The organism is Edaphobacter sp. (assembly GCF_028283685.1).
In the GTDB taxonomy this organism is placed as follows: Bacteria; Acidobacteriota; Terriglobia; order Terriglobales; family Acidobacteriaceae; genus Edaphobacter.
Window position 1 is genome coordinate 317,026 of record NZ_JAPWKF010000004.1, and the last position, 23,196, is coordinate 340,221.

Consider the following 23,196-nt stretch of genomic DNA (forward strand, 5'->3'; position numbering starts at 1 on the left):
CAAGGAGGACTGCAAGATGCAGCCATATCCCTGCGTTTCTCTTCCGGGGCGTCATCGTAGCTATTCCGAGCGATCTTCGTTAGGGCTTCAGCTTGGTGAAGAGATTCAGCTTGCTGATGTCGTTGAAGATGACCATCGCGGCAAAGACCAGGATGCAGACGAAGGCGACCTGGTAGACGCGCTCCTTCAGCTGCTGGTTGAGATCACGCCGCAGGACGGATTCGACGAGGAGGAAGACGATCATTCCGCCATCGAGGATTGGGATCGGGAGCAGGTTGAAGATGCCGAGGTTGATGGAGATATACGCCATCAGGCCGATGATGGGCATCCAGCCGGGCATGGATGCAGCCTGGTGAATCTGCTGGCCGATGCCGATGGGACCGGAGAGCGACTTCACCGAGACCTGACGGGTGAACATGCGCTTGAGGACCTCGATGATCAGCAGCGAGCCCTTCTTGTTGTAGTCCCATGAGGCGGCAAGCGCCTGGGTGAAGGGAAGCCGCTCGACCTTGACGGGCGGCTGCACGGGACGGAAGCCCAGTTGGTAATACTTCGTGCCGTCGCCGGCATCGCCGAGCACGGGGGTGATGTTTATGGGGAGCATCTTACCGTTGCGGTCGATGATGAGCGAGACAGGCTTACCGGCGGTGTCCTGGAGGTAGGCGAGCAGTGCGGGAACGGAGTGCAGCTGAAGTCCGTCGATGGACTCGATTTTATCTCCGGGCTGCATACCGGCCCGGGCAGCGGGGAGTTTGTCTTCGCCGGAGAGGCTGAAGACCTGCACGGCACCATTCTGCATCTTGGGGATGAGACCGAGCTGATCGAGCGAGAAGTTGTCCGGGCCGTTTTTGGCGGCGATAAGCATCTTCGTGTCGACGCGCTTGCCGTCATGGACGAACGAGAACGCGATGGTCTGGTTGATGTTGAGCAGGGAGCGGATGGCTACCTGGTCCCAGGTGGGTTTCTCGACGGTGTCGTAGTGAACGATCAGGTCGCCGGAGTGGATGCCAGTGTTGGCTGCCGGGGTGTTGGGCGCGATGTAGTCGGTCTGCGCCGGGCCGGAGACGTACTCCTGGACCTCGTTGTGCAGCATGGAGACGCCGGTCATCAGCGCAAGAGCGAGGACGAAGTTGGCGAACGGGCCAGCCAGGGCGACGAGGATGCGCTGCCAACGCGGGTGGGCGTTGAAGTCGCCGGGATCGGTGGGCGCTTCGCCTGGATTGTCGCCGGACATCTTGACGTAGCCGCCAAGCGGAAGCAGCGAGAGGCGGTAGTCGGTATCTCCGCGGCGGAAGCCGAAGAGGCGCTTGCCAAAGCCGATGGAGAAGACTTCAACGCGAATACCGCAGAGCTTCGCGACGGCGAAGTGACCGAATTCGTGCACAAGAACCATGATGCCGAGCACGATGCCAAGCTGAATGATGGTGGACATAAAGAAGAGTCAGGACCTCGTTCGCGATGCTGGTGCGGGTTATCGTACACCAGCAAGCTGGCTGGCGATTAGATTCCGTGCCGTGGCCCGGGCAGCAAGATCTGCATCCAGAACCTCGTTGATAGACGAGGGATGACCAGCGGGCGTTTCGCTCAGCACTTGCTCTATTGTACGGGGGATGCCGAGGAAGGGGATGCGACCTTCGAGGAAGGCGGCGACGGCGATCTCATCTGCCGCATTGAGGGCGATGCAGGCGTTTCCGCCGGTGGCCGCAGCCTCGTAGGCGAGGCGGAGGCAGGGGAAGCGGTTGAGGTCGGGCGCGGAGAAGTCCAGCTGGCTCAGCGTGGCGAGGTCGAATTTAAGACCTGGGGCCGGGGTGGCGTCGACCCGCTCGGGGTAGGCCAGAGCGTAGAGGATGGGCAGTCGCATGTCGGTGACAGAGATCTGCGCGAGGATGCTGCCATCGATGAACTCCACCATGGAGTGAACGGTGGACTGCGGATGGATGGTGACGCGAACCTGGCTGGGCGGGAGCGAGAAGAGGCGGCAGGCCTCGATGACCTCGAAGCCCTTGTTCATCATGGTGGCCGAGTCGATGGTGATGCGCTGGCCCATGACCCAGGTGGGGTGCTTGAGAGCCTGGGCGGGAGTGATGTGCTCGAAGTCGGCCAGCGGGGTGTTGCGGAAGGGGCCTCCGGAGGCGGTCAGCCAGACCTGCTGCACCTCGCGGGCCTGGCCGCCGCGCATGCACTGGTGGACGGCGTTGTGCTCGGAGTCGATGGGCAGCAGGGCGACATTGTTCTGCTGTGCTGCGGCGATGATGAGCTCGCCTGCGGCGACGAGGCACTCCTTGTTGGCGAGGCCGATGGTCTTGCCGGCCTGAACGGCGGCGTAGGTCGCTTCGAGTCCGGCGACGCCGACGATGGCGGAGACGACGAAATCAACCTCGGGCAGGGTCGCAACGTGGACGGTACCCGCAGTGCCGTAGACGACCTCGATGCCGGTGATGCCCTCGGTCTTCAGACGCTGCTCGAGCTGAGCGGCAAGCTGCTCGGTGGCGATGGAGATGACTTGCGGACGCCAGCGCTGGCACTGCGCGAAGGCGACATCAACGTTCTGTCCGGCGGCAAGAGCGATGGGTTGGTAGCGGTCGGGGAAGGATTCGCAGATGGAGAGCGTCGAGGTGCCGATGGAGCCGGTCGAACCGAGTATGGCGAGCTTTTTCACGAAATCTATTTTCTCAGACTTGAAGCGGCTAGAAGCGGCCGAGGCCGAGGTAGTCCTTGATGACGAGGGTGAACCAGAGGACGGGGGCGGCGAGCAGCAGGGCGTCGATGCGATCGAGGATACCGCCGTGGCCGGGCAGCATGGTGCCGGAGTCCTTGACGCCGGCGCCGCGCTTGACGGCGGACTCGAGCAGGTCGCCGAGCTGAGCCGCGACGTTGAGAATGGCGGCCAGAACGAGCGTCTGCCATACGGGTTCGGTGATGTGCAGGATCAGGTTGCCGCGCGCGGTGAGGACGTCGCCGACCCAGATGACGATGCCAGCAGCGGCCATGCTACCGAGGATGGAGGCGATGCTGCCCTCCCAGGTCTTGCCGGGACTGAGGCGCGGAGCGAGCTTGTGCTTGCCGATGGCCTTGCCGACGTAGAGCGCGGCGATGTCGCCGCACCAGACGCAGACCATCAGGAAGAGCACGAGCGCAGGGCCGTCCTCCTTCTTCCAGAGCAGGGGAACCAGCGAGAGGGGGTAGGCGATCCAGATGAGGCCGAAGAGGCCTTGCGCGGTGTCCGGGAGAACTTGAAGCAGGGGCGCGCGGAAGCCATTCCAGGCAAAGAGGATCAGTGTCAGCCCGCTGAGGACGGGGAGCTGGGCGTCGACCGGGAAGTTGGGCAGGGTGACGACGAAGGCGATCGCGGAGGCGATGGCCATCCACCAGACCGGAATGCGGAGGTGGGCGCCGTGGGCCTCGGCACCGACGGCGGCGAGCTTCAGATATTCGTAGGCGGCCAGCTCGGCCACAATAGCGGCGGCGAGCGTGATCATCCATAACTGTCCAAAGAAGATAAGGCCGAAGACGGCAGCAATGAGAACGATGGCGGTGAGGATTCGCTTCATGGAGATCCAGACAAGTATATCCAGTTGAGGGGAGGGACGATTTAGTATCTTGACAGTTCAAGATATATCTTGATATTGTTTTCCTCAATGGAGGAAGTAAATATGAGAAACAAACATTTCAATGGCTTTCGCGGAGGATGCGATCCACGTGAAGCTGAACTGATGGATTTTGGCCGAATGGCCGGTGCCCGTGAGCGGCTGATGGCTCGTTTTGAGGATTTTGGCCGGGGACGTCATGGTGGACGCGGCGGACGCGGATTTGGCGCAGGCCCGTGGGGCGGACGCATGTTCGGCGGTCAGGATCTGCGCTACGTGATTCTGCAGCTGATCTCGGAGAAGCCGAGCCACGGCTACGAGATCATCAAGTCGATCCAGGAGCGGATGGGTGGCAACTATGCTCCCGAGCCCGGGGATCGTCTACCCGATGCTGACCATGCTGGAGGAGATGGGATACGCGAGCGTGGCCCAGGAGGGGACGAGGAAGCTGTACTCGATCACAGAGGATGGCGCAAAGGCTCTGGCTGAGAATAAGGCTGTTGTCGATGCGATCTTCGCCCGGATGCAGCAGTCGCGTACGGAGTTTGCCAGTCAGAGGCCGCAGCAGATCGAGCGTGCCGTGGAGAACCTTCGCATGGCATTACGTATGAAGATGGGATCGCTGACGACGGAGCAGATTCACGCCGTGACGGACATCATCGACGCCGCAGCCAAGCAGATCGAGAGGATCTAGATGAACTCCTATCGTTATCGCGTGACTGTACAGAAGATCGCCGATGCCAAGGGAGAGCCGGTGAAGGGCGAGAGCATGAGCTTCGAGGCCGTCAACCATGACGACATCCTGGCAATTGCCGAGCGGGCGACGTCGAGGATGACGTTCGACGCAGACCTGGCCCGTCAGATGGCGATTGGTCTGAAGCTCTTCGCCGAGGTGGCGCTGATCCGCAAGGATGATCCGATGTTCGCGAACATTCGTCCGGCGATCCGTGACTTCATCATGCAGCTGAAGCAGACTCCGGAGAAAGAAAAGGCTGGAGTGGGTGGATTACTGTGAAGCGCAGGAGCCAGGAGGTTTCTCGCCTGGGCTTCGCCGGCAAGGATGAATTTATGGATGCCAACGACTAGAGCCGTGGATCCTGGGATCGCATCCTGGGGATGCACGGCTTCTTTACTTGAAGGAATGTGATTCTAGCGGCGGGTGAGCTCGCGCGGGGGAGCCAGCTCGTTGGCGATCTCGCTTTCGAGCTCGGCGACGGGCTGCAGCGAGTCGATCTTCTCGTCAGAGTTATCGTTGAGGCCGCCGAAACGGCGGTCTCGGCGCTGGTAATCGGCGAGGGCTTCGAGCAGGTGAATGCCGCGGAAGTCAGGCCAGAGCCGGTCGGTGATGAAGATCTCCGAGTAGGCGATCTGCCAGAGAAGAAAGTTGGAGATGCGCTGCTCGCCCGAGGTGCGGATGATGAGATCCGGATCGGGCATGTCGGCGGTATAGAGCGCCTTGGAGATGGTCGACTCGCCGAGCGAGTCGAGGGCGCCGGCACCGAGCAGATCTTCGACCGAGCAGCCGCGGTCGTGAGCCTCGGTGGTGAGATCGGTGAGGATGCGGCGGACGGCATCGACGATCTCGGTCCGCGCGCCGTAGTTGAGTGCGAGGGTGAGAGTGGTGCCGGTGTTCTTCGCCGTCGACTCCATCGCCCACTGCATCGTGTCCTGAACCTCCTGTGGGAGGTCGTAGGTGCGGCCGATGTAGTGCGTGCGGACGTTGTTATCGTTCATCCGCTTGACGTTGCCGATGAGGTAGTTCTTCAGCAGCTTCATCAGGAAGCTGACCTCGGTCTTGGGGCGGCGAAGATTGTTTTCGAGCGAAAAGGCGTAGAGGGTGAGGAAGGGGAGATTGATGCGCGATGCCGTTTCGACGACGTACTGCACGCTTTCGGCTCCCTGCTGATGGCCAAGGAAGCGCTTCAGGGCACGTTTACCGGCCCAGCGGCCGTTGCCGTCCATGATGATGGCAATATGTTCGGGAATGCGCGACGGATCCAGCTGCCGGTAAACGGCCTGTTCTTCATGGGTTAGCTCGTGAACGCGGCTGGGGGTCTGTAACGGCAAAACTCTACCTCTCAAAGCAAGACGCTAGCACACCGGGAGGGGCTTCGCAACGAAGAGGCAGCTGTGGGGAAAGCATTCCTGTGCGGAGAGTGCCGCACCTTGTGCGCTGAATGGCCAAGGTACGGCACCAAAGGAGGTTACAACGTTACAGTGTCTTCCTAAGCCGAGCGGCGGCGGCCGGCGGCCAGCTCGCGCACGTGATTCAGGAAGATGGAACGCTGCAGGCTGTCGAGTTCCGAGACGTAGGCTGCAATCTCGGCGAGGAAGGGATCGTTCATCAGAACGGCCGTCTCGTCACGATGGCGAGTGTTGGGGTCGCGGAGCAGGGTGGAGATGTCCACCTGTAGCGCCTTGGCCAGTCGGTCCAGGGACGAGAGGGTCGGCATCGCCTTACCATTCTCGATCTTGGAGATATAGGTCCGGGGCACGTTCATGCGCGCGGCGAGCTGACGCTGCGACAGGTTGCGGACGTGGCGCAGATCGCGCACAGCACTCGCAACCTGCAGGCCGTCTGACGAAGGCGCTGCCTGAGGAACAATAGCCAGTGGGGCCACAACCGGCTCGGGTTCTTCAACCTCGAGCGATTTGTGGCAGCGGCGGCACAGCGAATTTACTGTGCGGAACTGAACCAGGCTGCAGTGGTCGCAGCGCAGAACCTCACGCTGCTCGACGGGTGCCATCATGGTTGCCATAGGTTGTCTTTTCGCGGGCGGGCCCAGAGCAAGGAACCGCAGCACACGTCCGATAACGGACTAATGTGATGTGCCTAGAGTGACACTGGGTTACCAGATAGTCAAGAGAATCCCGTTGAATATTGGCACAAAAACCGGTAAAAGCCGGAAAGGAATCAGACTAGTAACTTGGAGAGAGGCGCTTTCTAGGTCATAGCGCCTAGGAAGCCGGTAAATGGGGGAGAGCGAATGGCATCAGGATTTAGCCGAGATGCGGCAATGGCGTTGCTGGAAGAGTGGACGAAGGGCGAGTCGCTGCGCAAGCACGGGCTGGCGGTTTCAGTGTGTACGGAGAGCTATGGAAGGCGCGAGGCAGAGAAGCTGGGACTGGCGGGCGCAGAGGCAGATGCGTTTGCGGAGCAGTATGCATCTGCCGGGCTGCTGCACGACATGGACTATGAGCGGCATCCATCGCTGGAAGAGCACCCGTTTGTCGGCGTGAAGCACCTGCGCGAGCTGGGCTGGCCGGAGCCTGTGCTGAATGCAATTCTTGCGCACGCGGATTATTCGGGCGTGGCGCGAGAGTCGCACCTGGAGCGTGCCCTGTTTGCGTGCGATGAGCTGGCGGGATTTCTGACGGCGTGCGCGCTGGTGAAGCCTACGAAGTCGATCATGGATGTTGAAGTCGCGGGCGTGAAGAAGAAGATGAAGGACAAGGCGTTTGCGCGTGCGGTGAAGCGTGAGGATATGACGCTGGGGGCGGAGTTGTTGGGGATTCCGCTGGAGGAGCATGTGGGGAATTGTCTGAAGGCGATGCAGGAGCGGGCGGGGGAGTTGGGGCTGGTCGGAATTAGCAGCTAGATTCAATGCGCTCTGAAACTATCTTCGAGATGCCGGCAGTCGCAAGAGCTGTCGTTGTCTCCTCGATAGATCCTGGCAGATCCACTCCGCGCGTGGCATCTTCGATGACGATGCACTCGAAGCCTGCGGCGGTGCCATCGATGGCGGAGAAGCGGACGCAGAAGTCGTAGGCTAGGCCGCAGAGGAAGAGGCGCTGGAGGCCGCGTTCGCGCAGGTAGCTGGCGAGGCCGGTGGGTGTGGTGTGGTCGTCTTCGAGAAAGGCGGAGTAGCTGTCGATCTCGCGGCGGAAGCCTTTGCGCAGGATGAGTTCGGCGTGCGGGATCGAGAGGCCGGGGTGTAGGTCGGCTCCGGGTGTGCCTTGGACGCAGTGATCGGGCCAGAGGGTCTGGGTGCCGTAGGCGACCTCTGTGGTCTCGAAAGGGCGCTTGCCGGGGTGGGATGAGGCGAAGGAGATGTGACCGGCGGGGTGCCAGTCCTGGGTGAGGATGACGTGCTCGAAGCGCTGCGCGAGGCGGTTGATGATGGGGACGATGGCGTCTCCGCCGGTGACGGCTAGAGCTCCGCCAACTCCATCGACGGGTGGGCAGAAGTCGTTCTGGACGTCGATGACGAGGAGGGCGTCGGTGGATTGGATCTTCATCAAACACAGTTTGGCATACGGCATCGTGGCCAGCAGGTGCATATGGGGCGGCGATCAGCGCGGAGCGGTGTGTGGGGGCTGGTTGCTGCCGCCTGAGGTGTTCTGGATGGTGCTGATCTTGATGTCGGTCTGTTTGCAGCCTTTGTCTTTGCAGATGCCTGTGATCCAGACTTCGCCGTCGCCAAACATGGCTCCGCGATAGCTGACGAAGAGGTCATCGTACTTCTGCTTCGCGATGATATCGGCGATGTGCGGCGTGATGATGTTGTTGTATTGCGCGATGAAGACCTCTGGAGTCCGAATATGGATGACATTTTTTGTATTCGGATTGATGTCGATGGGATACCTGATGAGTGGGGCTATGGCCGATGGGTCATGTTTCTGTGCGGCCTGTTGCAGGGAGGTCATGAGCTCGTGAAACTTTACCGGGTCGCCGACGTTGTCGGCGATGGATTGGTCGGTGGCCGGGGATGCGGCTGCGGTTTCAGGTGCAGGAGCCGCAGGAGTGGGTGCGGCAGCGACCGGTGTCTCCTGCGGCTTTGGAGCAGCTGGAGATTTGGAGCAGCCTGCAAAGGGGAATGCAGTGATCAGAGCCAGGGCGGTTAGAGCTGTCTTGTTCCTCATTCTTCTCCTTTGAGACAGCGTACACGTGGCGATGTGTCGGCGTGAAAACTGACGGACGCGCTGATGATGGCTAAGATGTTATGCTGGCGAGTCTTTCGTGGATGGTGTCATGCCTGATGAAGCGAAGTCTGAGGGTGCTCTCGAGTCGAAGCTGGATGTGAGGTCACCGCGATTTGTTACGAATCGCGGGGCAATGCTGGCCTTGCTGGGCGGTATGCAGGAGCAGGAGACGGCGATTCGTCAGGGCGGTGGGACGAAGGCCATCGAAGCGCAGCGGGCGAAGGGAAGACTGACGGCGCGGGAGCGGGTCGCGCTGCTGCTGGATGAGGGCACGGAGCTTACAGAACTGGGACTGTGGGCGGCGCATGGGATGTATGAGGAGTTCGGCGGCGCTCCGGGTGCGGGTGTTGTGACGGGTCTGGGGCACGTGAGCGGACGGCTGTGCATGATCGTCGCCAACGATGCGACGGTGAAGGCGGGCGCGTTCTTCCCGATGACGGCGAAGAAGGTGCTGCGGGCGCAGACGATTGCGTTGGAGAACAGGATTCCGACGCTGTACCTGGTGGATTCGGCGGGGGTGTTTCTGCCGCTGCAGGAGGACGTGTTTCCCGATCAGGATGACTTCGGCCGTGTGTTTCGCAATAACGCGGTGATGAGCTCGCTGGGGGTGCCGCAGATCACGGCGATTATGGGGATGTGTGTGGCGGGCGGGGCGTATCTGCCGGTGATGACGGATACGGTGCTGATGACGGAGGGCTCGGGGCTGTTTCTGGCGGGGCCTTCGCTGGTGCAGGCGGCGATCGGGCAGAGGACGGACGCCGAGGAGTTGGGCGGCGCGGCGATGCATGCGGAGATCTCGGGCACGGTGGACTTCAGGGAGCCGAACGATCATCTATGTATTGCGCGGCTGCGGTCGCTGGTGGGGAAGATTGGGGAGCGGCCCGGTGCACCGTTCAGTGTGGTGGCGTATGACGCGGCGAAGGATGCACCTCGATTTGCTGCTGAAGATTTGTATGGGTTGATGGACCCTGATCCGGCGAAGGCGGCGACGAATGTGTACGACATGCGCGATGTGATTGCGCGGATCGTGGATCGCTCGGAGTTCGATGAGTATAAGGCGGAGTTTGGGCGGACGGTGATCTGCGGCTATGCGCGGATCGGCGGCCGTGCGGTGGGGATCGTCGCGAACCAGAAGGTGCATCAACAGCAGACGGTGGCGATGGGGCCGCAGGCAGGAACAAAGCGCACGGAGTTCGGCGGCGTGATCTATACGGAGAGCGCACAGAAGGCGGCGCGCTTCATCATGGATTGCAATCAGAGTCTGGTGCCGCTGGTGTTTCTGCACGACGTGAACGGCTTTATGGTGGGCAAGGATGCGGAGTGGAGCGGGATCATTCGCGCGGGAGCGAAGATGGTTTCGGCTGTGAGCACGAGCGTGGTGCCGAAGATTACGGTGATCGTGGGCGGCAGCTTTGGCGCGGGGCATTATGCGATGTGCGGCAAGGCGTACGATCCGAGGTTTATCTTCGCGTGGCCGACGGCGCGGTATGCGGTGATGAGTGGAGCTTCGGCGGCGAACACGCTGGTTGAGGTGCGCGTGAAGCAGATGGAGCGCGGCGGGAAACATCTGTCGGAGGAGGAGAAGCAGGCGATCTACGCTGAGATTAAGGCGACGTACGATGCGCAGGCCGATCCTCGATATGGCGCGGCGCGGATGTGGGTGGATGGGATTATTGATCCGGCGAAGACGCGCGAGGTTCTGATGACGGCGCTGGAGGCTTGTGCGCTGAATTCGGAGGTGGCGCGGTTTAATCCGGGGGTATTGCAGACGTGACACGAGGCAAAGACAACGCCGGAATTCTTCGTTAGGCTCAATGTGACGAGAGGAGTTTCTGTTGAGCAACGTAGTGAAGATTATCGAGTGCCCGCGGGATGCGTGGCAGGGGCTTCCGGTTCATATTCCGGCTGAGGTCAAGGCCGATTACATGCGTGTGCTGATTGCCGCCGGGTTCAAGCATATCGATGCGGTGAGCTTTGTGTCGGCGGCGGCGGTGCCGCAGATGGCGGACTCGGAGAAGGTGCTGGACTATCTTGATCCGCCCGATGATGTCGAAGTGATCGGGATCGTGGTGAATGCGAAGGGCGCGGAGAGGGCGATCAAGACGGGGTCGGTGCAGACGCTGGGGTTTCCTTATTCGATTTCGCCGGGGTTCCTGCAGCGAAACCAGAATCAGACGCCGGAGGAATCGCTTGAGGCGCTGGAGCGTGTGGGCGAGATGGCCTACAAGGCGGGTCTGGATGTTGTTGCGTATATCTCGATGGCGTTTGGAAATCCTTATGGCGATGCGTGGTCGATCGACGAGATTGTGGACGCATGCGATCTGCTGATCGATTCGGGTGTGCGGCAGATTTCGCTGGCGGACACGGTAGGCATGGCGACGCCGAAGATCGTCAGTGATGTTGTGAGCGATGTGATGGCGGTGCATGACAGTATCGAGATCGGCGTCCATCTGCATGCGCGGTATGAGGGGCGCGGGAGTTGGTGCGTGCGGCGTATAACGCGGGATGCAGGCGGTTCGATGCGGCGATTGGCGGATTGGGAGGGTGTCCGTTTGCGCAGGATGTGCTGCTTGGCAACCTTCCGACGGAGATGTTGCTGGAGGAGCTGAAGGCTTTGGGCGCGGAGCTTCCGGAGATGCGTCCTCTGGAAGGCCTTGAGTCCGCCAGTGCGGAGATCGCTCGCAAATATGGAGCGAAGGTGCAGTAGAGATGCAGTTGCGCTAGGATTCATGCGAAGTCGATCGCGGGGCACAGATCGAAGAGCGAGGGCAGATGAGCTACAAGACGATCCTGGTAACGGAAGACGACGGCGTAAAGACGATCATGCTGAACCGGCCCGCGCGTCGGAATGCGATGACGCCGGAGATGCAGGATGAGTTGATTGCTGCTCTTGAGAGGGCCGCGACGGGACACTGCCGTGTGGTGGTGATTACGGGAGCCGGTGAGGCGTTTTGTGCCGGGCTCGACCTGCAGCATCTGCAGGCGATATCGGACAAGTCGCAGGCCGAGCATGTGGCGGATGCGGAACGCCTGACGCGACTGTTTCGCACCTTGTATGAACTGCCCAAGCCGACGATTGCCGTGGTGCAGGGTGCCGCGGTTGCAGGCGGTACCGGACTGGCGACGATCTGTGACTTTACACTGGCCGCGCATGGGGTGAAGTTTGGATTCACCGAGGTGAAGATTGGCTTCGTACCCGCACTGGTCTCTGCGTTTCTGGCGCTGCAGATCGGCGATAAGCGGGCGAAGGGACTGCTGCTGACCGGGCGGCTGTTCTCCTCGGAAGAGGCGGAGCAGATGGGGTTGGTCAACGAAGTGGTTGCGGCGGAAGAACTGGCCGAGCGTGCTGGCGTGCTGGCGGCGCAGCTGAAGGCGAACAGCCCGCAGTCGATGGCAGCGACTAAGAAGCTGATGGCAAAGCAGAACGAGGCGTGGCTGGACGCGGCGCTTACGCATGCGATGACTGCCAACGCCGAAGGGCGCGGGATGCATGATTTTCGTGAGGGGGTTGCGGCTTTTCTGGAAAAACGTCCCCCGGTATGGGGTCGGTAGCGACTCCTCCTTTCGGGGCGTGCATCTTCGATAGACTGGACGGATGATCCAAACAGAAGAGAAGAAGCCGGTCGTCAGTCAGTCGCGCGTTCGCGTGCGCTATGCCGAGACCGACCAGATGGGCGTGGTCTACCATGCAAACTATCTTGTGTGGTTTGAGATCGGGCGTGTCGATTTCATTCGCACGCTGGGCCTGGACTATCGAACCATGGAGCGTGAAGACGGCGTAGGGATTGCTGTCGTCGATGTCTCTGTGCGGTACAAATCTCCGGCGCGGTACGACGAGGAGCTGGTCATCGAGACGCGGCTGCTGGCGGCGCGCGGGCCAGTGATCAAGTTCGCTTACAGGATTGTTCGATCTGATGATGCCGTGCTGTTGTGTGAGGGCGAGACGGTTCACGTGGTTGTGGACCGGCAGATGAAAAAAGCGCCTCTTCCAGAGAAATACGCGAAACGTTTTACCGAAGTGCTCATCAGATAGATGCTCGTCGAAATGATGGCGCTGTGAACTGCGGCGCGAGAGGTGGAAGAGATGGCTACTGCGAAGAAGGTTGCGTTGATCTCCGGTGCGAACAAAGGGATCGGTCTTGAGACGGCACGTCAGCTGGGCAAACAGGGAATCACGGTTCTCATCGGGGCCCGTGATCTTGCGAAGGGCGAGTCTGCGGCCGAGGCTTTGAAGAAGGAAGGCATCGATGCCGAAGCCGTGAAGTTCGATGTCGTCGATGCTGCTGACATCAAGGCTGCTGCGGAGAAGGTGGAGAAGGAGTACGGCAAGCTCGACATCCTGATCAACAATGCGGGCGTGATGTTTGAGCCGATCGGCGGCAACAATGCGACGGCAGTGTCCGACGATGTTCTGCGCAAGACCTTCGATACGAACTTCTTCTCGGTGATCGACGTGACGAATGCGTTTCTTCCCCTGCTGGAGAAGAGCGACGCCGGGCGCATTGTGAACGTCTCGAGCATTCTTGGGTCACTGACGCTGCATGCGACGGAAGGTTCGCCGATTTATGAGGCGAAGGCATTGGCGTATGACTCGTCGAAGACGGCGCTGAACTCGTACACGGTACATCTGGCGCATGCGCTGAAGGGGACGAAGATCAAGGTGAACTCCGCCCATCCGGGATGGGTGAAGACGGATCTGGGTACGGACGCTGCTCCTATGGATGTGGTCGATGGCGCGAAGACCGAGGTGGAACTGGCGACGATCGGTCCCGATGGGCCGAATGGCGGTTTCTTTCATCTGGGAGAAGCGATCAGCTGGTAAGCAGATCGCGCGGCCTGGTGTGGTCGCGAATGAATTGCACTGTCGTTTCAAGCGGCGTACCGGGGCCAAAGATGGCCGCGACGCCGCTTTCTTTCATGCGTGGGATGTCTTCCTCCCGGGATGGTGCCGCCGAGGACGAGGAGGATGTCTCCGGCATGCTGCTCGCGGAGGAGGTTTGCGATTCGCGGGACGATGGCATTATGCGCGCCGGAGAGAATCGAGAGTCCGATGCAGTCGACGTCCTCCTGGATGGCGGCGGTGACGATCATCTCCGGCGTCTGCCGCAGGCCGGTGTAGATGACCTCCATGCCTGCGTCGCGCAGGGCACGAGCGATGACCTTGGCGCCGCGGTCATGGCCGTCGAGGCCTGGCTTTGCGACGAGCACGCGGATGGGAGCATTCGTCATGCGAGCGAAGTATACGCGGCAAAGTCGAAGCGCGTCATGGATGTTGTGATGGGAGTGGAGCACCGGCCGGTACGAATGCGATGCGGTTCGGAGCATTGGCGATGTCGACGACTGAGCGGAAGACGAGACGGTCGATGCGGGTCGTCTTGGGATAGTTGATGCGATCCGCAGTGTCGTTTTCGGTGTGATAGTCGGGGTGAAGGCCGGTCTGGAATTCGACCTGGGGAATGTGCAGAGGCGCGAACCAGAAGTGATCGCTGCGCGACCAGAGAGAATCGGGATCGACGGTGTCCATCTTGTAATCGAGCTTCAGATGCTCAGGCTTGTTTTCGCGATCGATGACGGCGCGCAGGCCGGGGTTATAGCGCGTGCCCAGTACGTTGACCATGTTGCGATTCTGATCGGGAGGAACAGGCCAGTTCGCATCGTTTTCGTCGCGGCCGATCATGTCGAGATTGATAGTGGCGACGGTCCTGGCGAGTGGTATCAGGGGATGAGTCACGTAGAAGTAAGAACCGAGAAAGATGCGCTCCTCAGCGTCGTAGGAGATGAAGAGGATGCTGCGCTTGGGGTGAATATTGCCGAGGGTTAGAGCGCGGGCGACGCTTAGGATTCCGCTGACGCCGGAGGCGTTGTCGTCGGCGCCGTGGTAGATGTGGCCGCCGGACTCGCCCATGTGGTCGTGGTGCGCGGTGAGGATGATGGTCTCTGCTTTGAGCCTGGGGTCGGAGCCTTCGAGCATCGCAACGACGTTGCGGCCTTTGTGCGATTCGATTTCAGTAAAGGCCTTATTGAGACAGGCGCTGCCCTGGGGCAGATCGAACGACTGCGGCTGCAGGGAGTGATCGATGGCGGCCTGCAGCGTGTCGGCGGTCTTGCCGCCGGGAGAGAGAAGCTGGTCGGCTACGTCACGCTTGACGAGGAAGGTCGGGATGTCCCACATCTCCCCAGCGAGGGCATAGGACGTCGTCACGGCGGGTCGAGGCGACGTGGGAGGAATGGGCTTGACGTTGCGGGGGACGCGATCCTGCACGATGAGCAGACCGGCAGCACCGCGTCGGCGCAGCTCCTCGAGCTTCTGCCAGTTGAAGGCGTGATAGCTGTCGAGCGTTCCCATCATCTTCGCGGAGGGATCGTTGGCCTGCGGCTCACGGAGGAAGATGATGGCGATCTTGCCCTTCACGTCAATGTTGGCGAAGTCGTTGTAGCCGTACTCGGGAGCATCGATGCCGTATCCAGCGAAGACAAGGCGGCCACAGCTGTTTGTGTTGCGAATGCTCTGGCGGACAGTCTGAAAGTCCGAGCCGAATGCAAAGGCCTTCTTTGTTCCGCCAATGGTGGCTTCGAGAGTGGTGTGCCCGTGATCGACGTTGCCGGTCAGGATCTCCATCTCCTGAAAGTAGGTGCCGTTATCGCCGATAGGTTTCAGGCCAAGCCTGAGGAACTCAGACGCGATGAAGTCCGTGGCGATGCGATCTTCATGACTGGTTGAGTTGCGTCCGGCCAACGCGTCGGAGGCGAGGAAGGTGATGTCGGCGCGGATGTCCTGTTCGCGGATGAGGTCAGCTGCGCGGTCGATTGCCGGAGGGGAGGCGGCATTCTGTGCGAAGAGGTTGAGCGAAAGCAGGCAGAGGGCAGTCGTCGTCTGAAGCAGGCGCATAGAGTGAGGCTAACGCCTGCGGGCGATCTGCCAGGCCTTGGAGTACTTCCAGCTGGTGTAGGTCGAGTGATACAGGTGCAGCAGGAGACCCTCGCGTCCGTCCCGGAAGCCGCCGCGGAAGACGAAGTTCCACAGGAAGGTGAAGGACGGAATGACGAAGATGTTGTGGATGAAGGCGTAGAGCGACCGCCCGGTCTTTCCCTTTTCGAGCAAGATCTGGGCGCCGAGGGTGCTGTAGCGGTCCATGTGCTCGATGTAGCTTTCGATGGTGGGATAGGCGTGGTGAATGAGGTCGTGCTCGAGGGTCTCCAGGCGGCCTTCAAAGGCCATCGTCTCGTGGACGGGCCGCTCCGTGAAGCGTGCCGAGGGAGCGAAGTTGGCGGAGTATTTGCGGAAGAGGCGCAGCTTGGGATCGGGATAGTAGCCGCCGTACCGCATCCAGCGCCCAAGGAAGAGATTGCGGCGGCGCAGCATGTAGGCATCGGCATCCGGCGTGCCTTTGAGCAGCATGGCGATCTCGCGCTGCAGCTCGGGCGTCAGCTCTTCATCGGCGTCGAGCGAGAGCACCCATTCGCCGGTACATTTTTCGATGGCAGAGTTTTTCTGCTGGGCGAAGCCCTTCCAGGGCTCGAAGATGACCGTGGCGCCGTATTCCCGGGCGATCTCGAGGGTGCGATCGGTGGAACCGGAGTCGACGACGATGACCTCGTCCGCAAATTGCACGCTGGCGAGTGTGCGCGGAAGGTTCTGCTCTTCGTTGAGGGTGATGATGGCGACCGAGAGGCGGGGGCGCTCGGTGATGGGGTGCGAATTGTAGACAGTCTCTGTCTTCAGATCATCCTGCCGTGAATCGGGTGCAACGAACATGCCAGTCCGCCTGGCCTCGGCTATGCCGGGGCAATAGAGGGATTGTGCCACATCCACAGCAAATGTCGAGTCTTTGTCATAAAAGAAGCATTCCCCATTTGGAGGATGGCTTCCGTCAGGAGAGGGAGATGCTATTGTCGCCGAGGTGCTCACGCAGCAGCCGCTGGGTGAGGATCAGCAGATCTTCGCCGGTTTTTGGGAGGCGGAAGACTTTTCCGGCCTCGTCCCAGTCGAGCTTGAAGCTGGTGGTGAGCGCCGAGATCCAGATCTGGCGGACAGGGGTGTTGGGGGTGAAGACGAACTTGCTGTTGTCCTGCTCGAAGACGACGTTGAGGACGCCGTTCTTTTCTTCGGTTTCAAAGGGGATCTCGTCGGCGTCGCTCTGGTCCTCGGCGCGGATCAGGGACTGCTTCAGGGATTCGAGGGCGCGATCGCATTCGCGGCGGAAGGTGACTTCATCGAGCATGGGTTTAGTTTAGCCGGTTGCGGGGAGTCCCCACCAGCCGTGACTTCGGTAGAATTACTGGAACAAACGAGCCGGGACATTCGATTCGGGCCATCGAGAAGAAGCAACGGGATAGAAGGAGCAATTTTTTGCGCAGGACTCTATTACTGTTGACCGTGCTCGGTCTCTCTTCCTTTTCTGCCGTCGCACAGACAAATGCCGTGCCGCCGCCGGATGAGCAGGAGAATTTCCTCAAAAAGTTCGGTAAGGACTGGCAGGCCCGGGCGACGAAGACGCAGGCCGATCAGCCGAAGTGGGCGGTCCCGATGTACTCGTCCTTTCCCATGCTGGCGCAGGTCTTTCGGCTCGATTATGTCCGTCAGCGTGTCGACGGTGGCTCCGACAACTGGAATATCGGTGGCCACAAGGGCTTCAACTTCATCCCGTTCGCCCGCACGCAGGTGGACGTCTTCTTTCCCGGCTATATTCTGCACGGAGCCGATCATTCGCAGGACGGCTTCGGTGACACGACCGTTGTGGGGAAGTACCGTTTTCTGTCAGCCAACGAGAAGCACGGCAACTATGCCTTGAGCGGCGCTCTTAGCGTCTCCATGCCCTCGGGCAGCTACAAGAACGGCGCGCCGAGCACGGTTCTGACGCCTTCGGTGATCGGCGGCAAGGGATTCGGCAAGCTGGCTCTCTTCAGTAGCGTGGGCGTGGCGCTGCCGACCTCGGGCACAGCGACCTCCGGCCGCACGATTCACTGGAACAGCGTGGCGCAGTACAAGGCGGGGAAGTACTTCACGCCGGAGCTGGAGCTGAACTCGAGCACATGGACGGGTGGCACGCGCGACGGCAAGACGCAGATGTTCCTGTCGCCGGGCCTGCTGAGCAAGTTTCCGCTGCGTCCGAAGGATCCGACGAGTCGCCTCAGCCTGATTCTTGGCGTTGGGTTTCAGGCGGCTGTGACGAGCTATCACACCTACAACCACGGGCTGGCGATTACGACGCGCTTTGGGTTTTAGAGTACGGCGGGTTTAGCGGACGGCGTACTTCAGGTGGCCCTGCTGCCAGGGAACGGCGGTGCGGGCGTTGAGATCGAAGACCACTTTGCCTGCTCGAACGGTCATCTCAGGTACGATCCGTTCGGTTCCGTCGACCTTGCCTCCGGCGAGGTCGGCGTAGCCGAAGTGCCCGTGGTCGACGCGTAGGACGGCGATGTCTGCGACGGAGCCAACGGCGATCTGCCCCAGCTCCGGGTGGCCGATCTCGGTTGCCGGATTGGTGGTTGATTCGCGTATGACCTCGCTGAAGGGAACTCCGAGCGCGAGGATCTTGTTCATGACGTTGGGCAGGTTGATCATCACACCGGTGGCGGAGTCCACGTGGAGGTCGGTGGAGATGGAGTCAGGGAAGAATCCACCCTTCACCATCGGCTCGGCGAGCGCGAAGTTGAAGGAGCCGCCGCCGTGGCCGACGTCGAATTTAATTCCGCGACGGCGGGCATCGAGCATATACGGCGCAGGCTTGCCTTCGGGGGTGAGCAGGGGAGCGGGCATCCGGAAGACATGCGTGCTGATATCTCCCGGGCGCAGGATGGTGGCGATCATCGTTTCGTAAGACTTGTTGTCGAACCAGCCGAAGTCGACCATCACGGGAAGATGGCTGCGGTTACCGGCGGCGACGGCTTTCTGGACGGAGATGAAGTTTGGCTGCTGCCAGTGCGCGGTCTTAATGCCGACGATGACATCGCGGTTCTGCTCGATGGTTTTTGAGAGCGCATCGAGATCCATGTCGTGTTCGTTTTGCTCGGCGACGTCGTCGCTATTGGCCATGCCGGCGCCGACGATGTTGATGAAGGCGAAGAGGCGCGTCTTGGTGTTGTCGATCACTCGGCGACGGAACTCGGGGAAGTCGCGCCAGCCGGAGGAGCCGGCGTCGGCCATTGTGGTGACGCCGTTGGGCGTGGCCATGACGTCAGCAGGCACAGAGAGATCGCCGTTGCCCCAGGCATCGTGGCGGAGGCCGGTAAAGACATGCACATGGATGTCAACGAGGCCGGGCGTCACGTAGAGGCCTGCAACGTCGACGTTATGCTTCGCCGCGCTGGCGGGAATGGAGGACTCGATTGCGGCGATCTTTCCTGCGTGAATGGCGACGTCCCGTTCGCCGTCGATATTGTTCTTCGGATCGATCACGTGGCCGTGGTGAAGCACGAGATCATACTGCTGGGCCTGGACTGCGGTGGCACAGAGGAAGACAAACGAAAGGAGACGAAGCATCTTCGAAGTATAGCGAAGCCGCGTGCCGCGGCTTAAACGCAAAGCGAGGAAGCCGTTGGGCCTCCTCGCTGAGGTCTGCTTGGGTTGCAGCGTTAGAAGGGGATATCGTCGTCGGTGATGCCCTGATCGGCGTAGTCCGGCTGCGAAGCCGGAGGACGCTGATCGTAGCTGGCGGTGTTGGAGCGGGAGGAGCCGCCGCCGGAGCTGGCACCAGAGCCTTCGCCACGCCCGGGGCCGCCGCCAAGCAGGCTCATCTCGTTGATCAGGATCTCGGTCCGGTACTTCTTCTGGCCGCTCTCCTTGTCGTCCCAGGAGCGGGTTTGAATCTTGCCTTCGACGTAGAGCTGCGTGCCCTTCTTCACATAGTCGCGAATGATCTCAGCGGTGCGGCTGAAGGCGACGAGGTTGTGCCACTCGGTCTTGTCCTGCCAGTTGCCCTGCTGGTCCTTCTGGCGGTCGGCGGTCGCGAGCGAGAAGCTGGCGATGGTCATGCCGCCTGCGGTGGAACGGATCTCGGGGTCCTTTCCGACGTTGCCGAGGAGAATTACTTTGTTGACGCCTTTTGCCATGGGGTACTCCGGTTTTTTCAGTCTCGAAGGTTGAGGATAGCAGAATCGACCCTGCGGATTAGCGGCGACGATCTGCGTAGAGCTTCATCAGGGCCAGCAGCAGCGAGAGCGTGCCCGTGGGCAGGCATCCCATGGCGATCACCAGCGCCAGCCATCCGCCATTGGTGTGAGGTCCCATGCGGCTGACGCCGCCGAAGAAGAGGAAGATGGAGCCGGCGCAGATGACGCCTGTGCCGAAGATTCCGATGCCGGTGCGAAGAAGTTTTCGTGTGTCTGGTTGCATGTGGAAGCCGTGCGGGTTAGTGGATTGCAGACTGCATCCAGTAGACGATGACCCCGGTGACTGAGACGTAGAGCCAGATGGGATAGGTATAGCGAGCCAGCCGGCGGTGAGCGGGAAAACGTCCGGTCAGAGAGAGAAAGAAAGTGATCAGAATCATCGGCAGCGCGATGACAGAGAGAAGAATGTGCGAGAGCAGAAGCTTCCAGTAGAAGGGCCACCAGGGACTCAGGCGGTCGAATCGCGTCTCGCCGTGCAGGGTGAAGTTTGCCAGGTAGCAGACGAGGAAGATGCTGGAAAAGAAGAACGCGGCGAACATGGCGGCGCGATGCGCGGGGATGTTGCGGGCGCGGATGTAGCGATAGCCTAAGAGCAGGGCGACGGTCGAGAGCGCATTCAGCACCGCATTGACCAGGGGAAGCGAACGAAGCTGGGTTCCTGCGACGTCGGTCGGGGTGTGGAAGTAGACCAGCCAGCAGATAAAGGCACTGGCGACGGCGCTCACCACGATGATTGCTGCGATGATCGACGGCGGAGTGCGGACCGTGTTGGAGGGCAGGGCAGAGGAGTCGTTCATGGGCATCAGAAGAGCAGACGTCCTTTGGCGTCAAGCATCAATGCAGCCATCAGCAGGGGCAGGTAGATCACCGACGCCTTGAGCAGATCGCGAGCATAGGCCCGGGACTCCGGAGCATTTGGCGTACGGACGATGCGTGCGAAGCGGATCGTGTACCAAAGGTAGCCCAGCGACAGGATGGTCGCCGTGACGGCGTAGATGTGGCCGGTCACGCCCAGCCAGGTAGGCCAGGTGCTGATCGGAACCATCAGGACGGCGTAGAAGAGCGACTGAATGACCGTGGAGCGTGCCGCGAAGCTGACGTCAGGCTGTGTTGGCGTGAGCCGGATTCCGGCTGCGGCGTAGTCGTCGCGATACATCCAGCCGATGGCCATGAAGTGCGGAAACTGCCAGACGAAGAGGATGGCAAAGAGCGCGACGGCGGGCCATTCGATGATGCCGCGGATGGCGGTCCAGCCGATGAGCGGCGGCAGCGCTCCGGGGAACGCCCCGATGAAGGTGTTCACGACGGTGATGCGCTTGAGCGGGGTATAGATGCAGACATATCCCACGGCGGTGAGCAGGGTGAGCGTCCCGGTGAGGAGGTTGGTGACCTGCGCAAGGTAGAGTGAGCCGAGAAAGATGGCGGCGAAGCCGAGGATCAGACCATGGGCCAGCGAGATGCGGCCAGCGGCCATCGGCCTGTCCGACGTGCGGCGCATCAGGGCGTCGGTGCGGCGCTCGAGGGCCTGATTCAGCGCGCTCGAACCGGCGGTCACGACAGCTATGCCGGCCAAGGCCTGCAGCATCCCGAAATGAAAGGGACTGATCCCGCTGGCAAGCGAACCAAGGTAATAGCCTGCTCCGGCGGTGATGACCACCATGACGGAGACACGGACTTTGAAGAGGGCTGCGTAGTCGGCAAAGAGGCCGCGCTCTGCTACGGACTTCTTCGCAGAGAGGCTTGCCGGTGATGTTGCGGATTGCGCCACGATGTAAGGATATCGCGAATGACGCGATGGGCGTTTATCGACGCAGCTGGGCGAGAAGCGCCTCGGCGGTGGGCAGGGTGTTTAACACGTCCGGAGCCGTGAGCCAGGCGCGGCGCAGCTGGGTGATGCCGAAGCGAATCTGGTCGAGTTCGCCGGTCGAGTGCGCATCGGTGTTCACCGCGATCCTGCATCCGTGCTCCCTGGCGAGGCGGAGATGAAGATCGGTGAGATCTGAGCGCGCGGGGCTTGCGTTGTGTTCGACGGCGACGCCAAGTTCGGCGGCACGTTTGAGCACGGTGTCGATGTGAAGAGCGTAGGGATCGCGCTTGAGCACCTTGCGTCCGGTGGGATGGCCGAGGATGTCGACGTTGGGGTTTTCCATGGCACGCAGGATGCGCTCGGTCATCTGCTCGATGGGCTGATCGAAGCGGCTGTGGACGCTGGCGACGACGACATCCATCTCGGCCAGTGTCTCGTCGGAGAGATCCAGCTCTCCTTCGCCGAGGATGTCGACCTCCACACCAGCCAGAATGCGGATGCGTCCGTTCATCTCGGCGTCGATCTCGCGAATGCGCCTGATGTGGGCCAGCGCGCGCTTGTCGTCCATGCCGTTGGTCATGGCGAGATTCTTGGAGTGGTCGGTGATGGCGATGTACTTCAGGCCGCGATCTGCGGCGGCCTCGGCCATCTCGCGGATCGTGTTCGAGCCGTCGGTCTCGACGGTGTGCATGTGCAGGTCGCCGCGGATGTCTGTCAACGTAATCAACTGCGGGAGGGTGTGTGCGGCTGCCGCTTCCAGCTCGCCGCCGTTCTCCCGCAGCTCCGGCGGAATGTAATCGAGGTCGAGGGCACGGTAGATTGCCTCTTCGGTCTCGGCGGCGACGATGGTGTTGTCTTCCACGCGCAGCAGGGCATATTCGTTCAGCGTCAGGCCACGCTTGATGGCACGTTGCCGCAGAGCGACGTTGTGCATCTTCGAGCCGGTGAAGTATTGCAGCGCGGCGCCGTAGCTGGCACGCGGCAGCAGGCGTACATCCACCTGGAGCTGGTTGCGCAGCGTGAAGCTGACCTTGTTCTGGCCGCGGGCGAGCAGTTTGTCGATCAGTGGGAGATTCGCGACATGCTCCACGGCGGCGGCGACGACGTTGGGCTCGCAGGCGGGACCGGTCACCAGCAGGTCGAGGTCGCCCACGGTCTCGCGGCCGCGACGCAGGGAGCCTGCCGGGGTGATCTCGTCGATACCGGGGAACTCACGGATAAGCGCGGAGATGCGCTCGGCGTGTTCGTGTGCGTGATCGACGCGGAAGCGCGATGAATTTTTGCGGTAATCCTCGATGCCTTTGAGGAGCTTGGTGGTGAATTTTTCTCCCATGCGGGGGAGCTTGTTGAGGTGGCCTGCCTTGGCCGCTTCTTCGAGAGCGTCAATGTCGGCGACTTGAAGCGCGGACCAGATCAGAGCAACCGTCTTTGGTCCCATACCGGGCAGACGCAGCAGTTCGAGCATCGATGGCTTGTACCGCGTGAGCAGCTCTTCCCGCAGGGGAAGGGTGCCGGTGTTGACGATGTCAACGATGTTCGACGCCATGCCCTTGCCGATACCGGCGATAGCAAGCAACTGCTTGGGATCTTCTGCGAGCGTGACGAGTTGCGTCGTCTGCTGTTCAACGGCCTCGGCGGCACGACGATACGAGCGGATGCGGAACGGATCAGCGGCGTCTATCTCGAGCAGAGCCGCTGTCTCGTCCAGCAAGCGTGCGATGGTGATGTTATCCATGGGCAGGAACCAGCGGCGGACGTGCCGCCTGC

At 61.1% G+C, this 23,196-nt stretch carries 27 protein-coding genes; 9 read left to right on the forward strand and 18 right to left on the reverse strand.

The features are described from left to right. Positions 1–79: 79 nt before the first annotated feature. From rseP to PW789_RS06370, 4 genes are all read right to left on the reverse strand, one after another. Positions 80–1,432, reverse strand: coding sequence for an RIP metalloprotease RseP (gene rseP, locus PW789_RS06355; protein WP_299373102.1), 1,353 nt, complete (start codon positions 1,430–1,432; stop codon positions 80–82). A 39-nt stretch (positions 1,433–1,471) separates the two neighbouring features. Then, positions 1,472–2,659 carry a 1-deoxy-D-xylulose-5-phosphate reductoisomerase gene (locus PW789_RS06360; RefSeq protein WP_299373105.1) on the reverse strand — a complete coding sequence of 396 codons (1,188 nt, stop codon included), beginning with the start codon at positions 2,657–2,659 and terminating at the stop codon, positions 1,472–1,474. A 28-nt stretch (positions 2,660–2,687) separates the two neighbouring features. Next, the gene (locus PW789_RS06365) at positions 2,688–3,551 is read right to left on the reverse strand and encodes a phosphatidate cytidylyltransferase (RefSeq protein WP_299373108.1); all 864 of its coding nucleotides are present in this window, start codon (positions 3,549–3,551) and stop codon (positions 2,688–2,690) included. Positions 3,552–3,635: 84 nt separating this feature from the next. Further along, positions 3,636–3,899, reverse strand: coding sequence for a hypothetical protein (locus PW789_RS06370; RefSeq protein WP_299373111.1), 264 nt, complete (start codon positions 3,897–3,899; stop codon positions 3,636–3,638). 46 nt (positions 3,900–3,945) lie between these two features. Here PW789_RS06370 and PW789_RS06375 point away from each other — a divergent pair, with 46 nt between their 5' ends. Together PW789_RS06375 and PW789_RS06380 are read left to right on the forward strand one after the other, a co-directional pair. Then, on the forward strand, positions 3,946–4,281 hold the full coding sequence (locus PW789_RS06375) for a PadR family transcriptional regulator (RefSeq protein ID WP_299373546.1): 336 nt from the start codon (positions 3,946–3,948) through the stop codon (positions 4,279–4,281). After that, the gene (locus tag PW789_RS06380) at positions 4,282–4,602 is read left to right on the forward strand and encodes a DUF3861 domain-containing protein (RefSeq protein ID WP_299373114.1); all 321 of its coding nucleotides are present in this window, start codon (positions 4,282–4,284) and stop codon (positions 4,600–4,602) included. It begins immediately after the preceding gene. A 134-nt stretch (positions 4,603–4,736) separates the two neighbouring features. On the opposite strand, the gene PW789_RS06385 is transcribed toward PW789_RS06380, so the two are convergent. Together PW789_RS06385 and PW789_RS06390 are read right to left on the reverse strand one after the other, a co-directional pair. Further along, complete coding sequence (locus PW789_RS06385; RefSeq protein WP_299373117.1) at positions 4,737–5,654, reverse strand: isoprenyl transferase; 918 nt, start codon at positions 5,652–5,654, stop codon at positions 4,737–4,739. Between the two features lie 158 nt (positions 5,655–5,812). Next, positions 5,813–6,346 carry a helix-turn-helix transcriptional regulator gene (locus PW789_RS06390; protein WP_299373120.1) on the reverse strand — a complete coding sequence of 178 codons (534 nt, stop codon included), beginning with the start codon at positions 6,344–6,346 and terminating at the stop codon, positions 5,813–5,815. A gap of 228 nt (positions 6,347–6,574) precedes the next feature. On the opposite strand from PW789_RS06390, the gene PW789_RS06395 reads away from it, so the two are divergent. After that, the gene (locus tag PW789_RS06395) at positions 6,575–7,186 is read left to right on the forward strand and encodes an HD domain-containing protein (protein ID WP_299373123.1); all 612 of its coding nucleotides are present in this window, start codon (positions 6,575–6,577) and stop codon (positions 7,184–7,186) included. On the opposite strand, the gene pncA is transcribed toward PW789_RS06395, so the two are convergent. Both pncA and PW789_RS06405 read right to left on the reverse strand, forming a co-directional pair. Beyond that, a complete protein-coding gene (gene pncA, locus PW789_RS06400) occupies positions 7,176–7,826 on the reverse strand; it encodes a bifunctional nicotinamidase/pyrazinamidase (protein ID WP_299373126.1) in 651 nt (216 codons plus the stop codon). The two genes, PW789_RS06395 and pncA, sit on opposite strands and share 11 nt — an antisense overlap. A 54-nt stretch (positions 7,827–7,880) precedes the next feature. Then, positions 7,881–8,450, reverse strand: a complete 570-nt coding sequence (locus tag PW789_RS06405; RefSeq protein WP_299373129.1) for a hypothetical protein — start codon at positions 8,448–8,450, stop codon at positions 7,881–7,883. A 109-nt stretch (positions 8,451–8,559) separates the two neighbouring features. Between PW789_RS06405 and PW789_RS06410 the strand changes: the two genes are divergently transcribed. From PW789_RS06410 to PW789_RS06430, 5 genes are all read left to right on the forward strand, one after another. After that, entirely contained in the window at positions 8,560–10,284 is a 1,725-nt protein-coding gene (locus PW789_RS06410) for an acyl-CoA carboxylase subunit beta (RefSeq protein ID WP_299373132.1), read from the forward strand. A gap of 61 nt (positions 10,285–10,345) precedes the next feature. After that, positions 10,346–11,119: a hydroxymethylglutaryl-CoA lyase gene (locus PW789_RS06415; RefSeq protein ID WP_299373135.1), complete on the forward strand. Its 774-nt coding sequence runs from the start codon at positions 10,346–10,348 to the stop codon at positions 11,117–11,119. 163 nt (positions 11,120–11,282) lie between these two features. Further along, positions 11,283–12,062, forward strand: a complete 780-nt coding sequence (locus tag PW789_RS06420; protein ID WP_299373138.1) for an enoyl-CoA hydratase-related protein — start codon at positions 11,283–11,285, stop codon at positions 12,060–12,062. Positions 12,063–12,105: 43 nt separating this feature from the next. Then, positions 12,106–12,543, forward strand: a complete 438-nt coding sequence (locus PW789_RS06425) for a thioesterase family protein (protein ID WP_299373141.1) — start codon at positions 12,106–12,108, stop codon at positions 12,541–12,543. A 51-nt stretch (positions 12,544–12,594) separates the two neighbouring features. Then, positions 12,595–13,332, forward strand: coding sequence for an SDR family oxidoreductase (locus PW789_RS06430; protein WP_299373144.1), 738 nt, complete (start codon positions 12,595–12,597; stop codon positions 13,330–13,332). Between the two features lie 47 nt (positions 13,333–13,379). Here the strand turns inward: PW789_RS06430 and PW789_RS06435 are convergent, their stop codons facing one another. The 4 genes from PW789_RS06435 to cyaY form a co-directional block, all read right to left on the reverse strand. Then, positions 13,380–13,739 carry a cobalamin B12-binding domain-containing protein gene (locus PW789_RS06435; protein ID WP_299373147.1) on the reverse strand — a complete coding sequence of 120 codons (360 nt, stop codon included), beginning with the start codon at positions 13,737–13,739 and terminating at the stop codon, positions 13,380–13,382. A gap of 34 nt (positions 13,740–13,773) precedes the next feature. Then, positions 13,774–15,399, reverse strand: a complete 1,626-nt coding sequence (locus tag PW789_RS06440) for a M28 family peptidase (protein WP_299373150.1) — start codon at positions 15,397–15,399, stop codon at positions 13,774–13,776. 9 nt (positions 15,400–15,408) lie between these two features. Continuing rightward, the gene (locus PW789_RS06445) at positions 15,409–16,266 is read right to left on the reverse strand and encodes a glycosyltransferase family 2 protein (RefSeq protein ID WP_299373153.1); all 858 of its coding nucleotides are present in this window, start codon (positions 16,264–16,266) and stop codon (positions 15,409–15,411) included. A 115-nt stretch (positions 16,267–16,381) separates the two neighbouring features. Next, on the reverse strand, positions 16,382–16,732 hold the full coding sequence (gene cyaY, locus PW789_RS06450; RefSeq protein ID WP_299373156.1) for an iron donor protein CyaY: 351 nt from the start codon (positions 16,730–16,732) through the stop codon (positions 16,382–16,384). Positions 16,733–16,860: 128 nt separating this feature from the next. On the opposite strand from cyaY, the gene PW789_RS06455 reads away from it, so the two are divergent. After that, entirely contained in the window at positions 16,861–17,736 is an 876-nt protein-coding gene (locus PW789_RS06455) for a hypothetical protein (protein ID WP_299373159.1), read from the forward strand. 12 nt (positions 17,737–17,748) lie between these two features. On the opposite strand, the gene PW789_RS06460 is transcribed toward PW789_RS06455, so the two are convergent. From PW789_RS06460 to polX, 6 genes are all read right to left on the reverse strand, one after another. Continuing rightward, entirely contained in the window at positions 17,749–18,993 is a 1,245-nt protein-coding gene (locus PW789_RS06460) for an amidohydrolase/deacetylase family metallohydrolase (protein WP_299373162.1), read from the reverse strand. Between the two features lie 92 nt (positions 18,994–19,085). Further along, entirely contained in the window at positions 19,086–19,562 is a 477-nt protein-coding gene (locus PW789_RS06465) for a single-stranded DNA-binding protein (RefSeq protein WP_299373165.1), read from the reverse strand. Positions 19,563–19,620: 58 nt separating this feature from the next. Continuing rightward, complete coding sequence (locus PW789_RS06470) at positions 19,621–19,845, reverse strand: hypothetical protein (protein ID WP_299373168.1); 225 nt, start codon at positions 19,843–19,845, stop codon at positions 19,621–19,623. Positions 19,846–19,861: 16 nt separating this feature from the next. After that, on the reverse strand, positions 19,862–20,419 hold the full coding sequence (locus tag PW789_RS06475) for a DUF420 domain-containing protein (protein ID WP_299373171.1): 558 nt from the start codon (positions 20,417–20,419) through the stop codon (positions 19,862–19,864). Between the two features lie 5 nt (positions 20,420–20,424). Further along, complete coding sequence (gene cyoE, locus PW789_RS06480) at positions 20,425–21,390, reverse strand: heme o synthase (RefSeq protein ID WP_299373174.1); 966 nt, start codon at positions 21,388–21,390, stop codon at positions 20,425–20,427. A 34-nt stretch (positions 21,391–21,424) separates the two neighbouring features. Next, positions 21,425–23,164: a DNA polymerase/3'-5' exonuclease PolX gene (polX, locus tag PW789_RS06485; protein ID WP_299373550.1), complete on the reverse strand. Its 1,740-nt coding sequence runs from the start codon at positions 23,162–23,164 to the stop codon at positions 21,425–21,427. Between the last annotated feature and the right edge of the window lie 32 nt (positions 23,165–23,196).

Coding starts and splice junctions, on each gene's coding strand:
- PW789_RS06430 (WP_299373144.1), top strand. CDS start 12,595: ATGGCTACTGCGAAGAAGGTTGCGTTGATCTCCGGTGCGAACAAAGGG.
- rseP (WP_299373102.1), bottom strand. CDS start 1,432: ATGTCCACCATCATTCAGCTTGGCATCGTGCTCGGCATCATGGTTCTT.
- PW789_RS06440 (WP_299373150.1), bottom strand. CDS start 15,399: ATGCGCCTGCTTCAGACGACGACTGCCCTCTGCCTGCTTTCGCTCAAC.
- PW789_RS06460 (WP_299373162.1), bottom strand. CDS start 18,993: ATGCTTCGTCTCCTTTCGTTTGTCTTCCTCTGTGCCACCGCAGTCCAG.
- PW789_RS06470 (WP_299373168.1), bottom strand. CDS start 19,845: ATGCAACCAGACACACGAAAACTTCTTCGCACCGGCATCGGAATCTTC.
- PW789_RS06465 (WP_299373165.1), bottom strand. CDS start 19,562: ATGGCAAAAGGCGTCAACAAAGTAATTCTCCTCGGCAACGTCGGAAAG.
- PW789_RS06420 (WP_299373138.1), top strand. CDS start 11,283: ATGAGCTACAAGACGATCCTGGTAACGGAAGACGACGGCGTAAAGACG.
- PW789_RS06365 (WP_299373108.1), bottom strand. CDS start 3,551: ATGAAGCGAATCCTCACCGCCATCGTTCTCATTGCTGCCGTCTTCGGC.
- PW789_RS06425 (WP_299373141.1), top strand. CDS start 12,106: ATGATCCAAACAGAAGAGAAGAAGCCGGTCGTCAGTCAGTCGCGCGTT.
- PW789_RS06435 (WP_299373147.1), bottom strand. CDS start 13,739: ATGACGAATGCTCCCATCCGCGTGCTCGTCGCAAAGCCAGGCCTCGAC.
- pncA (WP_299373126.1), bottom strand. CDS start 7,826: ATGAAGATCCAATCCACCGACGCCCTCCTCGTCATCGACGTCCAGAAC.
- cyaY (WP_299373156.1), bottom strand. CDS start 16,732: ATGCTCGATGAAGTCACCTTCCGCCGCGAATGCGATCGCGCCCTCGAA.
- PW789_RS06395 (WP_299373123.1), top strand. CDS start 6,575: ATGGCATCAGGATTTAGCCGAGATGCGGCAATGGCGTTGCTGGAAGAG.
- PW789_RS06375 (WP_299373546.1), top strand. CDS start 3,946: ATGCTCCCGAGCCCGGGGATCGTCTACCCGATGCTGACCATGCTGGAG.
- polX (WP_299373550.1), bottom strand. CDS start 23,164: ATGGATAACATCACCATCGCACGCTTGCTGGACGAGACAGCGGCTCTG.
- PW789_RS06405 (WP_299373129.1), bottom strand. CDS start 8,450: ATGAGGAACAAGACAGCTCTAACCGCCCTGGCTCTGATCACTGCATTC.
- PW789_RS06475 (WP_299373171.1), bottom strand. CDS start 20,419: ATGAACGACTCCTCTGCCCTGCCCTCCAACACGGTCCGCACTCCGCCG.
- PW789_RS06390 (WP_299373120.1), bottom strand. CDS start 6,346: ATGGCAACCATGATGGCACCCGTCGAGCAGCGTGAGGTTCTGCGCTGC.
- PW789_RS06410 (WP_299373132.1), top strand. CDS start 8,560: ATGCCTGATGAAGCGAAGTCTGAGGGTGCTCTCGAGTCGAAGCTGGAT.
- PW789_RS06445 (WP_299373153.1), bottom strand. CDS start 16,266: ATGTTCGTTGCACCCGATTCACGGCAGGATGATCTGAAGACAGAGACT.
- PW789_RS06380 (WP_299373114.1), top strand. CDS start 4,282: ATGAACTCCTATCGTTATCGCGTGACTGTACAGAAGATCGCCGATGCC.